Consider the following 17,687-nt stretch of genomic DNA (forward strand, 5'->3'; position numbering starts at 1 on the left):
CCGGTGGAGCTGGGCATGAATGAGGGCGAGGGCGGTCAGTCGTACGAGTCCCGTATGCCGCGGGGCACCGCCCCGCCGAGGAGGAACCATGCCCGATTCCCCCGTACCCATCACCCCGGAGCAGGAGCAGCCGCCGAAGCCCGAGCCGCTGCGGCTCCCGCTGCTCGCGGCCTGCGGCTGCGGCTCCGGCTGCGGCTGCGGCTGCCAGTCCGGTGCCCCCTGCCAGTGCGGGGGCTGACCGGGCCCACCCGGTCGGCCCCGCGAAGAGGCCCCCTGCCCGCGGACTTCCCGCCGGCGGGGGGCCTTTTGGCGTACGTCCGGCGCAACCGCGGGCCGGGGTTGCCGCGTCACCGATTCTGAACACGTTCGAATCGATCAAGTGGGGCGGGTGCGGTGAACAGGGTGGGCGCAGGGAGCAAGGCGGGCCCGGTGGCGGGCTGGGGCCCGGTGGGCGGGGCGGGCGTGACGGGCCCGGTGGGCGGACAGCCGCGGATGCGGCGGCGTACGAAGTGGCTGCTCGGCCTGGCGGTGACCCTGCTGGTCGTGCCACCCCTGGTCGTGGGCGGCCTGTTCCTGTACGCCGTGAAGCAGTCGGGCGGGACGGCCCCGCGCGCGGTCGCGTGCGAGAGGGCGATGAAGGCCATCGGCTGGCGGCTCCCGCCGGGCGCGGACGGCGGGAGCTGCACCGAGCACGCGGACACCCTCTTCCCCAGCCAGTGGACGGGTACCTTCCGGATGCCCCGGGCGGAGGTCGCGGCCTGGCTCGAAGCCCGCCCCGAGGAGCGCTACAGCTCCCACACGTACGAGACGGAGTCGCTCGACGGCCCGGAGGGCAGCCTCCACGCCCGCCTCACCTACCCGGACTCCCCCAACTTCGGCAACCGCGACATCGACGCGGTGACGGTCGACTTCACGGCGGACGGCCCGGACCACGCCCTGGTCGCCTTCCACACCTATCCCGGTTAGAAGGTCCGGCCTCCTACCTCAGCAGCCACTTCCGGGTCAGCTCCATCACCTCCGCGCGGCTGCGGCCGCCGTGGTCGGCGGCGATGAAGTGCGAGCCGATGCGCAGCGAGAAGGTGATCAGGGAGCGGACCTCGACGTCGTCCTCGTCGGCGCAGAAGGCGCGGAACAGCGAGCGCAGGTACTCCATACGCCGGCTGTCCGCACGGCGCAGCCGTTCGGCGACGGCCTCGTCGCGCCGGGCCCAGTCGCGGATCGCCAGGTCGGCGTCGACGCCGACCACCGGTCCCTCCTCGTAGGAGGCGACGATCGTGAACAGCCGGTCCAGCCGGGCCCTGGCGTCTCCCCCGCCGCTCTCGACCAGCTCGATCACCGCCTCGGTGACCTCGCGCTCCCAGGTGTCGAGCATCTCGGTGAGCAGCGCGCCGCGGCTGCCGAAGTACCCGTAGAAGCCGCCCTTGCTGACGCCGAGCGCCTGCGCCAGCACCTCGACCCGGACGGCCTCGGGGCCGCCGGCGGCCAGCGCCCGCAGCCCCTCCTCGATCCACCTGCCGCGCGGCGTGCGGGTCACACCCATGCCGTGTCCCTCCTCGTACACCCACCCTTCTATACGGTGCCGTATAGAAGGGTGCTAGCCTCGATCTATACGGCATCGTATAGATAGGGGCTTGCTCATGAGACTCCGCAGCACCGCGCACACCTCCCGGCCCTGGCGGATCCACGAGATCGCGGGCGACTTCCGGATCGAGGACGTGTGGGCGCTCCCGACACCGGGCGGACCCGACGACCTCGCCCGCCTGGTGCGCCAGTTCGCGGAGGGCACCGGGGACCCCGTCCCCTCCCCCGTCGGCCGGGCGCTCTTCGCGATCCGGTGGAAGCTCGGCGCCCTGCTCGGCTGGGACAAGCCCGAGGGCGGCCTCCGCTCCCGGGTGCCGACGCTCCGCGACCGGCTGCCGGCGGACCTGCGCGAGGGGGAGCGCGGGCCGGACCTCGCCGCAGTCCCCTTCACCTCCGTCTACCAGACGCATGACGAGTGGGCGGCGGAGATGGCGAACAGGACCATGCACGGGGTGATGCACATCGGCTGGGTCCCGGACGGGAACGGCGGCCACCGCGGCCAGATGACGGTCCTGGTGAAGCCCAACGGCTTCCTGGGCGCGGCCTACATGCTGGCCATCAAGCCCTTCCGCTACCTGGGCGTGTACCCGGCCCTCCTCCGCTCGATCGGCGCGGAATGGCGCAGGAACACGCCGACGGCGACCCCGAACTGACCCCCGGGCATCCCGGCGCGCCCCACCGTCGGATCCGACCGGACAGAGGACACCGGGGCCCACGGCGCAACCGGAGCAGACGAAAGCCCCTGACCCACGCCGTACGCGCAGGTCAGGGGCTCGCTCGTGGTGACTACTTCTTCTTGCCCTGGTTCTTGACGGCTTCGATGGCGGCCGCGGCGGCGGCCGGGTCGAGGTAGGTGCCGCCCGGGTTGAGGGGCTTGAAGTCAGCGTCCAGCTCGTAGACGAGCGGGATGCCGGTCGGGATGTTCAGGCCCGTGATGTCGGCGTCCGAGATGCCGTCGAGGTGCTTGACCAGACCGCGCAGGGAGTTGCCGTGCGCGGCCACCAGGACCGTGCGGCCCGCCAGCAGGTCCGGGACGATGCCGTCGTACCAGTACGGCAGCATGCGCTCGACGACGTCCTTGAGGCACTCGGTGCGCGGACGCAGCTCGTTCGGGATCGACGCGTAGCGCGGGTCCTCGGACTGCGAGAACTCCGTACCGTCCTCGAGCACCGGCGGCGGGGTGTCGTAGGAGCGGCGCCACAGCATGAACTGCTCCTCGCCGAACTCCGCGAGGGTCTGCGCCTTGTCCTTGCCCTGCAGCGCGCCGTAGTGGCGCTCGTTCAGGCGCCAGGAGCGGTGCACCGGGATCCAGTGGCGGTCCGCGGCCTCCAGCGCGAGCTGGGCGGTGCGGATGGCGCGCTTCTGGAGCGAGGTGTGCAGAACGTCGGGCAGCAGGCCGGCGTCCTTCAGCAGCTCACCGCCCCGGACCGCCTCCTTCTCGCCCTTCTCGGTGAGGTTGACGTCCACCCAGCCGGTGAACAGGTTCTTCGCGTTCCATTCGCTCTCGCCGTGGCGGAGGAGGATCAGCTTGTACGGTGCGTCGGCCATGCGTACGAGCCTAATGGACGCCCGAGCGCGCCCGCGCGCGGTGCCCGGTCCCGTCGATTGACGGCGGGCGTCAATCGACTGGCGCCCGGAGCCCAGCCGCTCGTAATGTGCACCTCGGCAGAGCGACACTTACAGCCTCGGGGGGATTCCGTATGTCCGCTGACAGTCTGAGACGGGCCGCGCGGGAGAGCGTCTCGGGTCTGCCCCGGGCGTTCTGGTGGCTGTGGACGAGCACCCTCGTGAACCGCCTCGGGGCCTTCGTCGCCACGTTCATGACCTTGTACCTGACCCTGGACCGGGGCTACTCGGCCTCCTTCGCGGGACTCGTCGTCGCCCTCCACGGCCTGGGCGGCGTGGTCTCCTCCCTCGTCGCGGGCGTGATGACCGACCGTCTGGGGCGGCGCCCCACCCTGCTGGCGGCCCAGGCCTCGACGGCCTTCTCGGTCGCGCTGCTGGGCTTCATGGAGCATCCGGCGGCGATCGCGACGGTGGCCCTCCTGGTCGGCATGACCTCGAACGCCTCCCGCCCGGCGGTCGCGGCGATGATGGCCGACATCGTCCGCCCCGAGGACCGCGTACGGGCCTTCGCGCTCAACTACTGGGCCATCAACCTGGGCTTCGCCATCAGCGCGACCGCGGCCGGCCTGATCGCCGAGTACAGCTACCTCGCCGGCTTCCTGGGCGAGGCGGCGCTCACGCTGGTCTGCGCGGTGCTCGTCTACGTCAAGCTGCCCGAGTCCCGGCCGGAGCGCGGCACGTCCGCCGCGGCCGGCGCCTCCCCGGACAAGAGCGGCGCGGGCGCGGAGACGGAGCCGGAGACCGGCCTCGGGACGGTGCTGCGCGACGGGCGGTTCATGGGCGTGGTCGGTCTGTCCTTCCTGATTTCGCTGATCTTCACGCAGGGGTCGGTCGGCCTGCCCGTCGCGATGGGCACCGCCGGCTTCTCCCCCGGGGACTACGGGCTCGTCATCGCGGTGAACGGCCTGCTGATCGTCGTCCTGCAGATCCCCGTCACCCGCCTCATCGAGCACCGCGACCCGCAGAAGCTGCTGGTGGTCTCGGCGCTGCTGGCCGGCTACGGCTTCGCGCTGACGGCCTTCGCCGGACCGGTGTGGGCGTACGCGCTGACGGTGTGCGTGTGGACGCTCGCCGAGATCGTCAACTCGCCGACCCAGATGGGCCTGGTCGTACGGCTCTCGCCGGTGCACGGGCGCGGGCGCTACCAGGGCGTCTACACGATGTCCTGGTCGGTGGCCGCGCTGGTGGCACCGCTGATGGCGGGCTTCATGATCGACCGGTGGGGGGCGAACTGGCTCTGGGCGGCCACGGGCGTCCTCGGCACCGGGGCGGCGGTCGGCTACTGGCTCCTGATGCGGAACCTCCCCCCGGACGCCCCGGACACCGCCCCGGCGGCAGCCGGCGGCCCGACGACCGCCGCCCCCGGGACGCCGGAACCCCTCCCCGCCGCACCGAACTGACCGCTCGGGGCGCGCCCGGTCGGGTCAGGCCAGGTGGCCGAAGAGGGCCGCCAGCAGGACGCCCGCCGCGAGGAAGAGGACCGTCAGCACCGCCATGGCGGCCTTCTGCTCCCCCGTGACCCCGGTCTCCGGCATGGCCGTCGTCATGGCCGGGGCAGGGGCTCGGGTCGGGGCGGGGGCCTGGGCAGGGGTCGGGGCGGGGGCCTGGGCCTGGGCAGGGGTCGGGGCGGGGCCCGCCGGGAAGGGCTCGCCGCCCGCGCCCAGCGCCCGTACCGTTCCCATCCCGTGCTTCAGGTGATGGGCGACCAGCCACGCGTTGACCGGGTACGCGCAGGCCAGGCCGGCCAGCACCGCCAGCGAGAAGGTCGCCCAGAAGCGCACGTCCCCGACGTCGCGCGCGCCCGGCACCTGACTGCGGACGATCACGTTCACCGCGACCATGGCACCCATCACGCAGTTCATCGACAGCCACTCCGCGTACACCGTCGAGCGGACGGCCCGCAGATAGCTGCCGCCGAGCATGTCGCGCATGAACAGGGCCTGGAAGACCAGCAGCCCGAAGCCGAAGCCGACCACGTACTCGAACAGGGCGTCGGCCCACGGCGGAAGTCCGAGCAGCGAGGCGACGACGGCCGCGACCATGATGCCGGTCGCGTCGCCGGCCACGCAGTGGATGGTCGAGCCGAGCGCCTGCTTCCACAGCGGTGCCACGAACCGCTCGTGGGTCCCCGGCCGCGGCTCCTTGCAGGACAGCACGTACAGCGCGGCGCCCACCGGGCCGATGTAGAGGGTCACCAGCACCCAGCCCCACTTCATCACCGTGAGCTCGGGGTTCGCGGTGAACGCGTCGTGGGCGACGTAGCCGGCGGACAGGAGGGCCAGGGCGAACCAGGCGTACATCAGTGCTTCGGCTGTGGTCCCGCTCATCCCGCCACGGTGCGGGTTCCCGGGGCCGGACGGGCGGGCCGACACGCCCGCCCCCGCCGTCCGGTGCGCCGCGTCAGCCGATCGCGTCAGCCGGGTCGTGCGCCGGCCGCCGGCGTCAGCCGGTCGGGCGTCAGCCGATCGCGCGTCAGCCGATCGCGCGTCAGCCGGTCGCGCGTCAGCCGGTCGGGCCGCCGGGGCCGGCCGGCTCGCCCTGCGGCCGCGTCAGGTGCTTGAAGGCGTCGAGGTTGAAGGTCGGCTCACCGCGCGAGACCCGCCACTCGTACTCGCGCCGGATCGCGCTCGCGAAGCCCAGCTCAAGCAACGTGTTGAACGAACCGTCCGCGGCCTCCAGCACCGTCCCGAGCAGCCGGTCCAGCTCCTCCGGGGTGACGACCGACAGCGGCAGGCGGGCCGTCAGGTAGATGTCGCCGAGCCGGTCCACCGCGTACGCCATCCCGTACAGCTTGAGGTTGCGCTCCAGCAGCCAGCGGTGGACGCCCGCCTCGTTCTCGTCGGGATGGCGGATCACGAAGGCGTTGACCGACAGCGAATGCCGGCCGACCCGGATCGAGCAGGTGGTGCTCAGCTTGCGCGTGCCGGGGAGCGTGACGACGTAGGAGCCCGGTGCGGGGCTCTCCCAGTCCAGCTCCGCGCCGGTGAGCGCACTCTCGATGATCTCGGCGGTGTCAGCCATGGTGGGAGCGTACGCGACGGCGATGATCGTGCATCGCCGCCGTGTACACGTCGGCCGTGCCGCTCGCCGCGGTGTCCCAGCCGAAGAACTGCGCGTGCCGTGCCGCCTCGGCCCCCATCCGGTCCGCGAGCGCGGGATCGTCGACGAAGCGGCGCAGCTGGCGCGCGTAGTCCGCCGGGTCGTGCCCGGGTACGAGGATCCCCGTGACGCCGTCGTCGACGGCGACGGGCAGCCCGCCGACCTCGGCGGCCAGCACCGGGGTGCCGGCGGCCTGGGCCTCTATCGCGACGAGCCCGAAGGACTCGCTGTAGGACGGCATGACCAGCACGGACGCGGCGCGGAACCAGTCCGCGAGCCCGTCCTGGGCGACCGGCGGGTGGAAGTGCACGAGGTCGGCGATGCCCAGCTTCGCGGCGAGCTTCTGCAGGCCCTCGGGCTTGGCGAGGCCGCTGCCGCTGGGGCCGCCGACGACGGGGACGAACAGGCGGCGGCGCAGCGAGGGGTCCCGGTCGACGAGGACGGCGACGGCGCGCAGCAGGATATCGGGGGCCTTCAGCGGCTGGATCCGTCCGGCGAAGAGCGGGATGACGGCGTCCTGCGGCAGGCCGAGGCGGGCGCGGGCGGCGGCCCGGCCGTCGCCGACGGTGAAGCGCTGGAGGTTCACGCCGGGGTGGACGACGGCCACCTTGGCGGGGTCGGCCTCGTAGTACCGCACGAGCTCGTCGGCCTCTTCGGCGGTGTTGGCGATGAGCCGGTCGGCGGCGGAGACGATCTGCGTCTCGCCTATGACACGGGCGGCGGGCTCGGGCGTGTCGCCCTCGGCCAGCGCCGCGTTCTTGACCTTGGCCATGGTGTGCATGGCGTGGACGAGCGGCACGCCCCAGCGCTGGGCGGCGAGCCATCCGACGTGCCCGGAGAGCCAGTAGTGGGAGTGGACGAGGTCGTAGTAGCCGGGGCGGTGGCCGGCCCAGGCCTGCATCACGCCGTGGGTGAAGGCGCACAGCTGGGCCGGGAGCTCCTCCTTGGCGAGGCCCTCGTAGGGGCCGGCGTCCACGTGCCGTACGAGTACGCCGGGTGCCAGCTCGACCACGGGCGGCAGCCCGCCGGTGGTGGCGCGGGTGAAGATCTCGACCTCGATGTTGATCGCGGCGAGCCGTCTGGCCAGCTCCACGATGTAGACGTTCATCCCGCCGGCGTCGCCGGTCCCGGGCTGGTGCAGCGGTGAGGTGTGCACGCTGAGCATGGCCACGCGGCGCGGCTTGCGGTGGTGGCCTACGGCCGGCAGGCGCAGCCGGGGCGGCTCGTGACGGGTGGCGGCACGGGCGGCGGCGAGGCGCCCGCTGAGGCTGCCGCCGAGGCGGGACACGTACTGGCTCAAGGAAGCTGTTCCTCTCGGCTCGGACGGTGCGCGCGCGACGCTCGGACGACATGACGGACGGCATGACTGCGGGGGCGCGTAGGGCGCCCTGCAAGGAGTGCAACCCGGATGGCCGTCCCCCGCATTCCGGGGTGCCCGGTTTTCCTGCGCGTTCCTCGTGCTTCTCGGTGCTTTCTGGGGGCACCGGGCGCTTTTCACGGTGTGCGGGCCCTCCGCTTACCCTCGGCTCATGGCCTCCCGCAGTACCCCGTCACCGTCACGCAGCCGCGCCTCCGGCCGTCCTGTGGGCTCGGTGACGCGCGGGACGACGAACCCGAACCGGTTGCGCCGGATGGACCGCTGGATCGCCTTCGCCCACGGGGCGGCGCTGCGGCGAGCGGGGGACCCGGTGGCCGTGGACCTCGGATACGGGGCGGCGCCCTGGACCGCGGTGGAGCTGCTGGCACGGCTGCGGGACGCGGCGCCGCGGGTGCGGGTGGTCGGCATCGAGATCGAGCCGGCGCGGGTGGCGGGGGCGAAGCCGTACGAGCGGGAGGGGCTGAGCTTCCGGCACGGCGGCTTCGAGGTCCCGCTGGAGGGCGGGGAGCGGCCGATGCTGATCCGCGCGGCGAACGTACTGCGCCAGTACGACGAGGAGCAGGTCGCGGAGGTCTGGGCCCGGCTGTGTGCGCGGCTGGCGCCGGGCGGGCTGCTGGTGGAGGGGACCTGCGACGAGATCGGGCGGCGGCACGTGTGGGTGGCGCTGGGGCCGGAGGGGCCGCGCACGGTGACGTTCGCGGCCCGGCTGGGCTCGCTGGAGCGTCCGTCCGACCTGGCGGAGCGGCTGCCGAAGGCGCTGATCCACCGGAACGTGCCGGGTGAGCCGGTGCACGCCTTCCTGCGGGACTTCGACCGGGCCTGGGCGGCGGCAGCCCCGTACGCCTCGTACGGGGCACGGCAGCGCTGGATCCGCACCGCGCGGGCGCTGTCGGCGGACTGGCCGCTGGCGGACGGGCCGGGGCGGTGGCGGCAGGGGGAACTGACGCTGCGCTGGGAGGCGTTGCGCCCGGTGGGGTGAATGCGGTGCGGCGGGGAACCGGGGGCGGGGGGTACCCCGTTGATCCGTGAGGGGCAGGGCGCGGGGTCCGTTGGGGCAGACAAGATCGAAACGGTATCCACAAGGGTGTCGGAATTCATCGACTCGTGGCACCATCCCGATGGCAGTGCGAAGTTACTGATGAATAGTCAGATCTGAGTCCGGGTCTGACGCGGGTGCCTGGGGGGACCATGGGGTCGGTAAGGCGACGACGAGGCGCAAGCTCTCTCGTGCTGCTGTGCGCGATGGCGGTGCTGACGGCACCGGGCCTCGCGACGGGCATGGCGTATGCGGCGCCGGCGGCTCCGGCCGCGCCCGGCGCTCCGGCGACTCCGGGCGCTCCGGCCGCTCCTCTGCCGGGGCCGGGCGGCAAGTCCCTGGAGCAGGTCCGCAAGGACATCGAGGAGCTCTACCGGCAGGCGGGCACCGCGACGGACGCCTACAACCTCGCCGAGGCCGAGACCAAGGCCCAGTCGGACAAGATCGTCGAGATCGCCAACCTGATCGTCGCGGGCAAGGAGCGGATCGCCACGCTGAAGAGCCGCGCGGGCGCCGCGGCCCGCGCGCAGTACCGCTCGGGCGGCCTGCCGCCGGGCGCGAAGCTGGCGTTGAGCGAGGACCCGAACCACTTCCTCGACGGGGCGGGCCGGTTGCGCCAGGGCGAGAAGGCCGCCTCCGACCTGCTGTCCGAACTGGACCGCACCCAGACGGACTTGCAGCGCTACGCGGAGGAGGCGAGCGAGCGCTGGCAGAAGCTGGAGGCCAACCGGGTCAAGCAGGAGGAGTCCAAGAAGCAGATCGAGGAGAAGATCAAGGCCGCGGAGGAACTGGAGAGCAAGCTCGAGGCCGAGGAGAAGGCCCGGCTGATCCAGCTGGAGCAGGAAGCCCAGTACCGGGCGCAGACGGCGTGGCTGTCCACGGGCGCGATGAAGGACGTCAACGGCAAGGCGACGGACGCCGGCAAGCAGGCCGTGCAGTTCGCCACGGCGCAGATAGGGAAGCCGTACAAATGGGGCGCCGTCGGCCCCGATTCCTTCGACTGCTCCGGGCTGACCTCCCAGGCCTGGCGGGCGGCGGGGCGCGGCATCCCACGCACCTCGCAGGAGCAGCTGCGGCTGCTCCCGAAGATCGCACTCAAGGACATGCGGCCGGGCGATCTGATCATCTACTTCGACGACGCGAGCCATGTCGGTATGTACGTGGGCGACGGCGCGATGGTCCACGCCCCGCGCCCCGGCCGCAACATCACGATGGCGGGCGCGGGCTCCATGCCGATCAAGGCGGTGGTCCGCCCCGACGCGTAACGCCTCCGGCGCCGGTCGGCCGCCTCTGCCCTGGCCGGGCGCTGCCGTTGCCCTCCGGGTGCGGCTCGGTGGCTGCCTCTGCCCTGGCCGGGCGGTGCGGGTGTTTTCCGGGTGCGGGCCGGTGGCCGCGCCTCAATCGCCGGCGGGGCTGGGTGGTGTCGCGGGGCGGAGTGGGAGAGGGGGTGGGGGTGCGGGGCCGCCGGGGGGTGTCTCCTCGGCTCGGCGCGTGCGGCCCTGTCCCGGCTGCCGGGCGGCGGTACCGCCTCGTCCTGCGGGGACACCCCCCACCGTCCCCACACCCCCACCCGGCAACTCCCGCCCACCCCGGACGAGGCGAGTCGGGGCCCTTCGGGCCGTCTCGGGCGGAGCCGGGGCTGTGGGGCGGGGACACTGCGGGGGCTCCCCGCAGGACGAGGCGCGACCAGGGCCGTACGTTCGAGCCATGGCCGCACGCGCCGAGCCGAGGAGAGCCCCCGGAGGGGCACCGCCCCACCCCACACCACCGCCCACCCGAAACCACCGCCGCACCACCCAGCCCCGCCGGCGATTGAGGCGCGGCCACCGGCCCGCAGACGGAAAACCCCGCACCGCCCGGCCAGGGCAGAGGCGGCCACCGGCCCGCAGACGGAAAACCCCGCCCCGCCCGGCCAGGGCAGAGGCGGCCACCGGCCCGCAGACGGAAAGCCCCGCCCCGCCCGGCCAGGGCACCGGCAAGGGTGGCGGACGTCTCGTTGGACGGGACGGAACACCACCCCGCCGTGACCTTTGTCATCCGGCGAGGCCGATTTTCCCCCGTGATGACGGCATATGACAGAGGCCCGCACCAAGAACGGCATTCCGTTCGCGGTGCCGGGACCGCTAGGGTCTGCCGGAGCGCACCCTCGGGGGGAGGGAAGGAACCGGAAACGATGCCCGTACCCGTACCGCGGCAGAGGGAGACCCCCGCCACGGAGAGCGGTCAGGCCGTACTGCACGCCGTCGCACCGCCCACTCCCATCGGCGCCGACGTCGCGCAGGCGACCCCGCAGACCACCGCCCTGACCCTCCTGGTCATCGAGGACGACCCGGCCGGCGGGCTCACCGTCCCCGAGATCCTCGACGCCGACGGCCACCGCATCCGGCTCCGCACCGCCCGCAACCTCACCGAGGCCGAGCGTCTGCTCACGCCCGACGTGCACTGCATCCTGCTCGACCTGTCCCTCCCCGGCACCCGCGGCTCCGGCGCGGCCACGGCGACGACCACCGCCACCCTGGACCAGCAGCTCGCCGTCCTGCACCAGGTGCTGCGTCTCGCCCCCCGCCACGCCGTCCTGGTCCTCACCGACGAGGACGACGCCGAGCGCGCCGCCGAGGCCGTCCGCGTCGGCGCCCAGGACTTCCTCTTCCGGGACGAGCTGGACGGGCGGCTGCTGAGCCGCGCCATCCGCTACGCCGTGGAGAGAAAGCGCGCCGACATAGCCCAGTACAAGCTCGCAGAATCGAAACTGCGCGCCCAGGAGAACGCCCGCCTGGAGCGCGGTCTGCTCCCCACTCCCCTCCTCGAGGGTTCCGATCTGCGCTTCGCCGCCCGCTACCGGCCCGGCCGCAGCCGGGCCCTCCTCGGCGGCGACTTCTACGACGCCGTCCGCACCCCCGACGGCACCGTCCACGCGATGATCGGCGACGTCTGCGGCCACGGACCCGACGAAGCCGCCCTCGGCGTCGAGCTCCGCATCGCCTGGCGCGCCCTGACCCTGGCCGGCCTGTGCGGCGACGACCTGCTGGCGACCCTCCAGGAGGTGCTGGAGGTCGAGCGCCCCTGCGAGGAGATCTTCGCGACGCTCTGCACCGTCGACATCGCCCCGGACGGCCGCCGCGCGGGCCTGTGCCTGGCCGGCCATCCGGCTCCGCTGATCTCCCGGCCGGGCCGCCGCGCGCGGCTCCTCCCGTACGAGAACAGCGGCCCGGCCCTGGGGCTGCTGCCCCGGGCCCGCTGGCCGCGCCGGCAGGTCGAGCTCGGCGGCACCTGGAGCCTGATGCTCTACACCGACGGCCTCATCGAGGGGCGGATCGGCGAGGGGAAGGAACGGCTGGGCCAGGACGGCATGGTCGAGATGATCAACCGCCACCTGGACCTCGGTCTGAGCGGCGAAGGGCTGCTGGAGGCCTCCGTCACCGAGGCCCGCCGCCTCAACGGCGGCGAGCTCACCGACGACGTGGCCGTGGTGCTGCTCTCCCGCTCAGAAGGCTGAGCGGGAGAGCAGAGCCGGCTATCGGCCGCCGTTGTAGGGGCCGTACGGGCCGTCGCTGCTGCTGCCACCGCTGCGGCGGCCGCCGCCCGAGACCTGCTTGAGGGCCGGCCGTACGTCCACGAAGAACACGATGGTCGCCACCAGGCCAGCGATCTGGAGGAAGAGCATCCCCAGGAAGGCGTCCACGAGCACGGTGATGCCGAGGATGACCAGCCAGAAGGTCTTGCTCTGCTTGTCGGCGGCCCGGTACGCGTCGTCGCGCGCCAGCAGCGCGAAGCCGAAGGCCACCACGGCGAGCACCAGCATGGCGAGCCCGAGCAGCGGGATCACGCCTCGATCGAACCCGTCCATCAACATCGCTTCGACCGCCTTCTCATGCTTCCGCTTCGCACTTCCGATCCCGCCTCACTCCACGCTACCGGCACATGCCCCTCCGGAGACCACAACGGGCCGGGCCCTTGAAGGGTGCCCGGCCCGTCGTCGCCCATGCGGGCGCGGCTCAGCTCGCGTCGTCCGCGGTGACGACGGCCTTCTTGGCCGTGCTCTTGCGCGCGGCCGGCTTCTTGGCCGCGGGCTGCTGCTCCTCGGCAGCGGTCTCGCCGGCCGGCTCGGGCCGCGGCTCGACGACGACGGCGATGTCGACGATCTCCTCGGAGACCTCGCCGCGCCAGGCCCGTACGGCCTGCTCACCGTGTTCGGCGACCTTGTCGTAGGTCTCCTTGGCGCGCACCGCGTACTCGGCGGCCACGCCGACACCGCGCAGCGCCAGGTCCTGGGCGGTCTCCCCGATCTTCTTCGGGTCGATCGCGCCGATCACCTCGGCGACCTTGGCGGAGACCGCTTCCTGCACGGCCTTCGGGTCCGTGTTCTTCACGGCCTCGATGCGCGCGGGGGCCTCGGCGCGCAGCTGCTCGATGAGCTCCGGCACCTTCTTCGCCTGCTGGACGGCGAGGTCGGCGGTGCCGGCGGCGAAGTAGAGGGGAGTGGGGTCGGTGAGGGTCTTCTTCAGGTCATCGGCGATGGCCATGCTGCTGGTCCTCCCGGATCAACTTCAGTCGGTCTTCGACGGCATCTCGTCGGCGGGCGTCTCGAGTGCGTTCTCCTTGCGGAACGACTCGTAGATCTGGAGCAGCACCTGCTTCTGCCGCTCGTTGATGGAGGGGTCGGCGAGTATGACGGCTCGCGTCTCCACCTCGTCGCGGTCGCGCTCGTCCAGGATCCCGGCCTGCACGTACAGCGTCTCCGCGGAGATCCGCAGCGCCTTGGCCAGCTGCTGGAGGATGTCCGCGCTCGGCTTGCGCAGCCCGCGCTCGATCTGGCTCAGGTACGGATTCGACACCCCCGCCGCATCGGCCAGCTGCCGCAGCGAGAGCTGCGCCTGCCGCCGTTGCTCACGGAGGTATTCGCCGAGATTTCCGACGTTGAGCGATGCCATGCTCCAGATCCTGCCCCACCCTGCTAACTTTTGCAAGCAGATGCTTGCAGCATCTCCCGCCTGCCGGGCGGAATCCCTCTGCGACTTCCAGCGTTAGCTGTCACCTTCAGCAGTTGTTGTCACCGGTAGCGCCTGAGCCGTCCCATACAACGGACTCGCCTCCGGCGAGAAGCGCCGCTCTGACAGGTTCGCCGGCCCTGGTCTGGCCTCCCAACATCCCGGCGAATTCCGCTGGGCCATCTGTCGCCCTGTCGCCCGCTGGGCCGCTGTCCCGCTGTCCGCTCAGTCGTCAAAGTGGAGCTCAGGTCGGGTCCAGAGGGTGAGGTCGCTGCTGGTGGCGACCGCCAGGGTCAGGCCGGAGGGAGAGAACCCGGCTGCGCGGAGTTCTGAGTACTCGGAGTGGAAGATGTGCCACCACGTCCCTCCCGCCGGGCCTTTGTGCGACCCGCCGTCGGCGGAGAGGATGACGCGGTCATGGGGCCACTCCGGGCTGACGATGTCCAGGGTCCAGCCGTCTGGTGTGGTGCTGTGCAGGCCGCCGCCGAAGAGCCCGGCAATGCGCACCGGGACGCCTGCGATCGGGCCGAGCCCGGGGCTGGCGAGGTCGGGGTGGGCGTCGGGGGTGCTCGTTTCGGGGTCTGGATCCTGGTCGCGGGCGATCTTCTCGCCGGTGACCGCGTCGAAGAGTCCATGGCCGTCGCTGGACACGACCATGACGAGGTCGTGACCGCTGTCGGGATGAACGGCGAAGCCAATGCCGAGCAGACCCCCGATGGGGGTCCTGTCGTCCAGCACCTTCTGCCACGGCTCCGGGGCCGGCATGACGGTAGCGGCGATGTAGCGCTCGCGCAGCTTCTGCTGGTACTCCGTGATCAACGCGTCTCCTCGGTGCGATCCGCGTCGAGGGTCTCTCGCGCAGCGGCCCACGTCGACTCGAATTCTTGGCGGGTGATCTCGGCAGCACCGTCCGCTTCTTGCCCGCCCTGCAGGGCGCCTTCCGTGAGGACGCCCTAATGCCGTTCGTAGGAGGCCATAGCCGCGAGCTCTCCATGGTCACGGATCTCAATGACCTCTGCCGGCGAGGCCGCAGGCGTCGTCGAGTTCGAAGTACGACCGGATAACGCTCTCGTCGTCGTAGGCGCGGATCCAAATCGTCACGCTCGCGTGATCCCTCAGCCTGAAGACGAGGCGTCCGGGAGGGCCGGCCAACGAGGTAAGGAGCCTTCTGGCCACCGACGCTACGGGTCGATATGCGCGTTCCCGTTGGCCGCCTGCTGTCGGCGACCGATGGGGAGGTGCGGGCCAAATGCTGGTGCCGAGTCCTGGGCGGGTCGGGCAAGATCCGGGCATGTCCACCGACATCAGCGGAATGATCGAATGCCGACCAGGGGCCCGCCTCTGGGGTCCCGACGACGAGGACTCCGTGTGGCAAGCCGCCATCGATCTCTTCATGCTCAATCGGGGTAACGCCTATGACGGCCTCGCCTGTCTCTTCGGAGTCCGCAACTCCTTCGGCTTCCGCCCTCTGGCCGAAGGCCGTGGCTTCCCGGACGATGCCTCGGTGGGGCTGAGGAGCGAGTACGAAGCCTACGGGGGACCCGGTGACGTATTCGGAACGACATGGGTCACCTGGGCTGAGGTCACCGCCGTCGATTGGCAAGAAACAGACAGCTCCGGCACCCGAAGCCGGGCCGCTGCCGCAGGTGACGGGAGCGACTGGGGCCGAGTATGGAGCGTCATGGGCACGCTCAGCGAAGTCCACGGGACGGAGAACGTGCGGCTCGTCGTGTGGTTCCACTGACACACAGCAACCAGCATCTCTACCTCTCCGTCCGGGATCGGCCCAGAATGCTGCCCATGGCCGATGGAGAGCGCAACGAGGCAGAAGCACCCACGTTCCTGTCGTCCGCAGCCGAGGTGGCTCGGCTGCTGGACCTCGACACCGTGGCCAACGTGCCGGAAGACCGACGTGCGCGGCACCTGGCGCATGCAGCGCGCAAGCCGCTACTCGAACGCGCGAGGCTGCCCGAGGAGTTCTTCGCTCCGCTGATGGCCGCGGCCGTCTACGACCCCGACCCGAGCTTCTGCCGCTGGTTCGTCGAGCCCACGGTCTACGTATTCGGACGCCGCCGCGTCATGGCGACACTGCTCGACTATCTACTGACGGGCACGGACGCCGAACAGGCGGGCGCCAAACGGGCCTGGTACTGCGCCCACGTGCCGCTGCACGCGGACAGGTCTCCGGCATACGCGCCCGGTGGACGCCGCGATCCCGCCCTGGACGAAGTCCGCGACCTGGTGGACAAGTGGCTGGAATTTACAGCCGTACCCGGCCGCAGCGACGCCTGATCCACGGCGCGGTGTCCACGACCTCGCCGAGCGTCCGCCCGTCGCGGGCCGCCGCCACAAGGGCTGGCCCCAGTGCGAGCGGGTCAGACAAGGGTCGGCGCTGGGAGGAGAAAGCGTCGGCCGCGGCGGTGACGTGCTCTTTCCAGCCCGCAGCGACGGTGTAATGCCAGCCGCAGGCCAGCGCAACCTCGGCGGACGCGGCGAACGCCTCCAGGTCCTCCGGGGCGATGAGCGTGCGTGGCCGTACGTCGATCAGCGAGATACCAGTCCGCGTCACCGCCAGGAAGTCCGGGATGTGTCCCCTGCGTCCGGTCACGGTGTCGAACCGCAGCCGCATGGGCTGCGACAGCACGTCGACAAGGCCGGCCACGAAGTCGACCAGGAGCAGGCGTGCCTCCTCCAGACTCTCGGCCCCGTGGTGACGGTGCTGACGAGGAATTGCAGGTTGGGGCGATGACGCTGGGCCCGGCGCCAGGAGAGCCAACGCCGGGCGGTCTGCGAAGGGCTCGAAAAGCCGTGGCGGGACGGCGAACCGGCCAAGGAGACTGGCGGCATGCCGCACCGCTCCGCCTATGTGTGCCTCGACTGCCGGGTGTCCTTCAAGCACACCGTCGACCATTCCGGACAGCACGGGTACCGCTGTCCCCGGTGCCGCCGGGCGCTCATCCTCGCCGGTGACGCCTTCGAGGCGCCGCCGAGGCGGGACCGGGACGCCTGGCGGGTGCTGTCCGTGCTCCTGCACGCCGGGCTCGACTTCCGGCAGGCCTGCTGCGGGTGCGGGCCCGGCTACCGGCCGCGCAGCCTGCGCGAGGTGCGCGAGCGGCTCGCGTACGCCCGGCGCACCGGAACATCGGCCGCCCGCGCACTCGCCACGCCGTAGCCGGAAGAACCGGCCGAGCCGGCCCCGGCTCAGGACGTGCCGATCACCACCGTCGCGTACAGCTCCTCCGACGTGACCGCCCGGACCGACAGGCCCGCCGAGGTCAGCGCCGACGCCGTCGACGGTGCCTGCCGGGCACTCGTCTCGATCAGCAGGTGACCTCCCGGGGCCAGCCAGGCCGGAGCCCCCGCCGCCACCCGGCGATGGACCTCCAGACCGTCGGCCCCGCCGTCCAGCGCGACCAGCGGCTCGTGGTCGCGCGCCTCCGACGGCATCAGCCCGACCTCCCCCGTGGGCACGTACGGGGCGTTGACCACCAGTACGTCCACCCGGCCGCGCAGCTCGGACGGGAGCGCGGCGTACAGGTCGCCCTGCCACACCCGGCCGCCGTACGGGGCCACGTTGCGCCGGGCGTACGCCAGCGCCGCCGGATCGATGTCGGCGGCGTGCAGCTCCACCCCGCCCGGCGCCTGCGCCGCCACCGCCGCGCCCAGCGCGCCGACCCCGCAGCACAGGTCCAGCACCACCGCACCCGGCCGGACCAGCGCCACCGCCTCCTCCACAAGGAACTCGGTGCGCCGGCGCGGCACGAACGCCCCCGCGCCCACTTCCACGCGCAGCCCGCAGAACTCCGCCCAGCCCACGACGTGTTCGAGGGGCTCGCCGCCCACCCGGCGGGCCAGCAGCTCCGCCAGGTGCGCCTCGTCCCGGGCGGCGCCGCTCAGCAACTCCGCCTCCTCCTCGGCGAAGACGCAGCCGGCCGCGCGCAGCGATTCCACAAGTGACGTCATCATGTCGGTCCTCGTC

General features: G+C 72.2%; 21 protein-coding genes. 10 read left to right on the plus strand and 11 right to left on the minus strand.

Annotated features, from left to right (window positions below; translation table 11 throughout):
• Positions 1 to 88 precede the first annotated feature (88 nt).
• On the plus strand, positions 89 to 238 hold the full coding sequence (locus NRK68_RS15540; RefSeq protein ID WP_167350612.1) for a hypothetical protein: 150 nt from the start codon (positions 89 to 91) through the stop codon (positions 236 to 238).
• A gap of 164 nt (positions 239 to 402) precedes the next feature.
• Positions 403 to 966, plus strand: coding sequence for a hypothetical protein (locus NRK68_RS15545; RefSeq protein ID WP_257856023.1), 564 nt, complete (start codon positions 403 to 405; stop codon positions 964 to 966).
• Between the two features lie 13 nt (positions 967 to 979).
• On the opposite strand, the gene NRK68_RS15550 is transcribed toward NRK68_RS15545, so the two are convergent.
• On the minus strand, positions 980 to 1,540 hold the full coding sequence (locus tag NRK68_RS15550; RefSeq protein WP_257856024.1) for a TetR/AcrR family transcriptional regulator: 561 nt from the start codon (positions 1,538 to 1,540) through the stop codon (positions 980 to 982).
• Between the two features lie 97 nt (positions 1,541 to 1,637).
• Between NRK68_RS15550 and NRK68_RS15555 the strand changes: the two genes are divergently transcribed.
• Positions 1,638 to 2,234 (plus strand): DUF2867 domain-containing protein, encoded by a 597-nt coding sequence (locus tag NRK68_RS15555; protein ID WP_257856025.1) that lies wholly within the window; start codon positions 1,638 to 1,640, stop codon positions 2,232 to 2,234.
• 133 nt (positions 2,235 to 2,367) lie between these two features.
• Here NRK68_RS15555 and NRK68_RS15560 read toward each other — a convergent pair whose 3' ends face one another.
• The gene (locus tag NRK68_RS15560; RefSeq protein ID WP_183069655.1) at positions 2,368 to 3,129 is read right to left on the minus strand and encodes a phosphoglyceromutase; all 762 of its coding nucleotides are present in this window, start codon (positions 3,127 to 3,129) and stop codon (positions 2,368 to 2,370) included.
• A gap of 152 nt (positions 3,130 to 3,281) precedes the next feature.
• Between NRK68_RS15560 and NRK68_RS15565 the strand changes: the two genes are divergently transcribed.
• The gene (locus NRK68_RS15565) at positions 3,282 to 4,607 is read left to right on the plus strand and encodes an MDR family MFS transporter (protein WP_183069656.1); all 1,326 of its coding nucleotides are present in this window, start codon (positions 3,282 to 3,284) and stop codon (positions 4,605 to 4,607) included.
• A 24-nt stretch (positions 4,608 to 4,631) separates the two neighbouring features.
• Here the strand turns inward: NRK68_RS15565 and NRK68_RS15570 are convergent, their stop codons facing one another.
• The 3 genes from NRK68_RS15570 to mshA all read right to left on the minus strand — a co-directional run bounded on the left by NRK68_RS15570 (position 4,632) and on the right by mshA (position 7,606).
• Positions 4,632 to 5,534, minus strand: coding sequence for a DUF4396 domain-containing protein (locus NRK68_RS15570; protein WP_257856026.1), 903 nt, complete (start codon positions 5,532 to 5,534; stop codon positions 4,632 to 4,634).
• A 175-nt stretch (positions 5,535 to 5,709) separates the two neighbouring features.
• On the minus strand, positions 5,710 to 6,228 hold the full coding sequence (locus NRK68_RS15575) for a type III secretion system chaperone family protein (protein ID WP_046778644.1): 519 nt from the start codon (positions 6,226 to 6,228) through the stop codon (positions 5,710 to 5,712).
• Positions 6,221 to 7,606, minus strand: coding sequence for a D-inositol-3-phosphate glycosyltransferase (gene mshA, locus NRK68_RS15580; RefSeq protein ID WP_030966318.1), 1,386 nt, complete (start codon positions 7,604 to 7,606; stop codon positions 6,221 to 6,223). Before mshA ends, NRK68_RS15575 begins: the two co-directional genes overlap by 8 nt.
• Before the next feature lie 229 nt (positions 7,607 to 7,835).
• Here mshA and NRK68_RS15585 point away from each other — a divergent pair, with 229 nt between their 5' ends.
• From NRK68_RS15585 to NRK68_RS15595, 3 genes are all read left to right on the plus strand, one after another.
• Entirely contained in the window at positions 7,836 to 8,663 is an 828-nt protein-coding gene (locus NRK68_RS15585; RefSeq protein WP_257856027.1) for a class I SAM-dependent methyltransferase, read from the plus strand.
• Between the two features lie 209 nt (positions 8,664 to 8,872).
• Positions 8,873 to 9,985, plus strand: coding sequence for a C40 family peptidase (locus tag NRK68_RS15590; protein WP_183069659.1), 1,113 nt, complete (start codon positions 8,873 to 8,875; stop codon positions 9,983 to 9,985).
• A gap of 908 nt (positions 9,986 to 10,893) precedes the next feature.
• Positions 10,894 to 12,216 (plus strand): PP2C family protein-serine/threonine phosphatase, encoded by a 1,323-nt coding sequence (locus tag NRK68_RS15595; protein WP_183069660.1) that lies wholly within the window; start codon positions 10,894 to 10,896, stop codon positions 12,214 to 12,216.
• Between the two features lie 18 nt (positions 12,217 to 12,234).
• Here the strand turns inward: NRK68_RS15595 and NRK68_RS15600 are convergent, their stop codons facing one another.
• The 4 genes from NRK68_RS15600 to NRK68_RS15615 form a co-directional block, all read right to left on the minus strand.
• Positions 12,235 to 12,573: a DUF2516 family protein gene (locus NRK68_RS15600; RefSeq protein ID WP_030964647.1), complete on the minus strand. Its 339-nt coding sequence runs from the start codon at positions 12,571 to 12,573 to the stop codon at positions 12,235 to 12,237.
• Positions 12,574 to 12,715: 142 nt separating this feature from the next.
• Positions 12,716 to 13,243: a hypothetical protein gene (locus NRK68_RS15605; protein ID WP_183069661.1), complete on the minus strand. Its 528-nt coding sequence runs from the start codon at positions 13,241 to 13,243 to the stop codon at positions 12,716 to 12,718.
• Between the two features lie 24 nt (positions 13,244 to 13,267).
• A complete protein-coding gene (locus tag NRK68_RS15610; protein WP_046778638.1) occupies positions 13,268 to 13,651 on the minus strand; it encodes a helix-turn-helix domain-containing protein in 384 nt (127 codons plus the stop codon).
• A 282-nt stretch (positions 13,652 to 13,933) separates the two neighbouring features.
• Positions 13,934 to 14,527: a hypothetical protein gene (locus tag NRK68_RS15615; RefSeq protein WP_257856028.1), complete on the minus strand. Its 594-nt coding sequence runs from the start codon at positions 14,525 to 14,527 to the stop codon at positions 13,934 to 13,936.
• 472 nt (positions 14,528 to 14,999) lie between these two features.
• On the opposite strand from NRK68_RS15615, the gene NRK68_RS15620 reads away from it, so the two are divergent.
• Both NRK68_RS15620 and NRK68_RS15625 read left to right on the plus strand, forming a co-directional pair.
• A complete protein-coding gene (locus tag NRK68_RS15620) occupies positions 15,000 to 15,452 on the plus strand; it encodes a hypothetical protein (RefSeq protein ID WP_257856030.1) in 453 nt (150 codons plus the stop codon).
• A gap of 56 nt (positions 15,453 to 15,508) precedes the next feature.
• Positions 15,509 to 16,000, plus strand: coding sequence for a hypothetical protein (locus NRK68_RS15625; protein WP_257856032.1), 492 nt, complete (start codon positions 15,509 to 15,511; stop codon positions 15,998 to 16,000).
• Here the strand turns inward: NRK68_RS15625 and NRK68_RS15630 are convergent.
• Positions 15,969 to 16,370 carry a hypothetical protein gene (locus NRK68_RS15630; protein ID WP_257856033.1) on the minus strand — a complete coding sequence of 134 codons (402 nt, stop codon included), beginning with the start codon at positions 16,368 to 16,370 and terminating at the stop codon, positions 15,969 to 15,971. The two genes, NRK68_RS15625 and NRK68_RS15630, sit on opposite strands and share 32 nt — an antisense overlap.
• A gap of 183 nt (positions 16,371 to 16,553) precedes the next feature.
• On the opposite strand from NRK68_RS15630, the gene NRK68_RS15635 reads away from it, so the two are divergent.
• Positions 16,554 to 16,880 (plus strand): deoxyxylulose-5-phosphate synthase, encoded by a 327-nt coding sequence (locus NRK68_RS15635; protein WP_183069665.1) that lies wholly within the window; start codon positions 16,554 to 16,556, stop codon positions 16,878 to 16,880.
• 29 nt (positions 16,881 to 16,909) lie between these two features.
• Here the strand turns inward: NRK68_RS15635 and NRK68_RS15640 are convergent, their stop codons facing one another.
• Positions 16,910 to 17,674, minus strand: coding sequence for a putative protein N(5)-glutamine methyltransferase (locus NRK68_RS15640; protein ID WP_183069666.1), 765 nt, complete (start codon positions 17,672 to 17,674; stop codon positions 16,910 to 16,912).
• Positions 17,675 to 17,687: the final 13 nt, after the last annotated feature.

The sequence above is a fragment of the Streptomyces yangpuensis genome (assembly GCF_024666385.1).
In the GTDB taxonomy this organism is placed as follows: Bacteria; Actinomycetota; Actinomycetes; order Streptomycetales; family Streptomycetaceae; genus Streptomyces; species Streptomyces yangpuensis.